The organism is Picosynechococcus sp. PCC 11901 (assembly GCF_005577135.1).
In the GTDB taxonomy this organism is placed as follows: domain Bacteria; phylum Cyanobacteriota; class Cyanobacteriia; order Cyanobacteriales; family MRBY01; genus MRBY01.
This window is the reverse complement of the sequence record NZ_CP040356.1, coordinates 36,007-37,262: the sequence shown is the minus strand read 5'-3', so window position 1 is coordinate 37,262 and position 1,256 is coordinate 36,007. Positions and strand designations below refer to the sequence as shown.

1 protein-coding gene is annotated in these 1,256 nt (G+C 41.6%); it reads right to left on the bottom strand.

The window, feature by feature from the left end; genetic code table 11:
* Window positions 1-136: 136 nt before the first annotated feature.
* Window positions 137-1,162: an IS5 family transposase gene (locus tag FEK30_RS00215; protein ID WP_138071033.1), complete on the bottom strand. Its 1,026-nt coding sequence runs from the start codon at window positions 1,160-1,162 to the stop codon at window positions 137-139.
* Window positions 1,163-1,256: the final 94 nt, after the last annotated feature.

Sequence of the window (1,256 nt, the reverse complement as noted above, 5' to 3'; positions counted from 1 at the left end):
ANNNNCTTNAGGGAACCTCGAAATTTTCAAAAAATGGATAGGCTTTGAGAAAAACTATCAGTCACAGCATAAAAGCAAAAATATTTGCTCATATGATGTTGTCAATTCACCCTATTTGCCTCCATTTTTTTTGATTTTAGGCACAAGATTGCTGCAAGTAGACGTACCGTCGGAAGTTGTAGGCTAAGTTCTTCAGGGCAATTTGTGTCTCAATACGAGCATGACCAATCACCCTTTCCATCTTGCCCCCCATAGAGGTCACAAAAGTACCAAAGATATGCTCCACTCTCGAACGGACATGAGAGCGTTCTTTATTTCTGGCTTTTTGTGTCTCACTTAGGGGATGATTACGGTTCCCCTTCTCATGAATATGACTGTCCATACCCATCAGTGCTAATACTCTTTCCCGTACTTGGATTTGGTAAGCACTGTCTGCCCAGATGCCATCCCCTCTATTACTGCCATCCAAGACTGCCGCAAACATTTGACTGTCATGCACTGAAGCTGCTGTCACTGCATATTTTCTGATGAGTTTATATTTCACATCGACATTGATGTGGTTCTTGTAGCCAAAGTGATTCTCCTGATTTTTCTTTGTCCAGCGAGCATCACAATCCTTCTGTCGCTTTTTCCTGGGCTTATCTTTCCAGTCTTCGGGAATTTTGCCTGATTTCACTACTTCATTCTCTTCCCGACGATTGCGCTGTCTCGGTACTGGGATGAGTGTTGCATCAATTATTTGTCCTTCTTCTGCTTGATATCCTTGTTTTTGCAAATAGCCTTCAAATTTCTCAAACAGTGCTGCCGCTAGCTTTTGCTCTACTAGCTTTTGTCTAAATAGCCAGACTGTTGTCGCATCTGGTACTTTATCTTCGATGCCCAAACCGACAAACTTCATGAATGATAGCCTGTCATTGACTTGATATTCTAGAGCTTCATCACTAATACCGTAGAGCCTTTGCAGTATCAGCAATTTGAACATTCGTACGGGATCTATTGCTTTCCTGCCCGCCTTACTTTTTCTCTCTTTTGGTTGAACCTGATTGAGAATCTCTCTAAATTCTTCCCAAGGAATCCATTCATTGAGCTTGACGAGGATATCTTGTTTCTCCTCCAAATACTGATGTCGTTTTTCCCAATCCCAGAATCCTAATTGACTCATCTTGAGACACTGCTTTGGCGATACTTTGGTATCTATGATCTCATATTCTTGCTTCGCTTCAAGCTATTTTTCGAGATCCCCTTNANTNNATNNT

Excerpts from the sequence above, each read along its gene's own strand:
- FEK30_RS00215 (WP_138071033.1), bottom strand. The coding sequence starts at position 1,162 with ATGAGTCAATTAGGATTCTGGGATTGGGAAAAACGACATCAGTATTTG.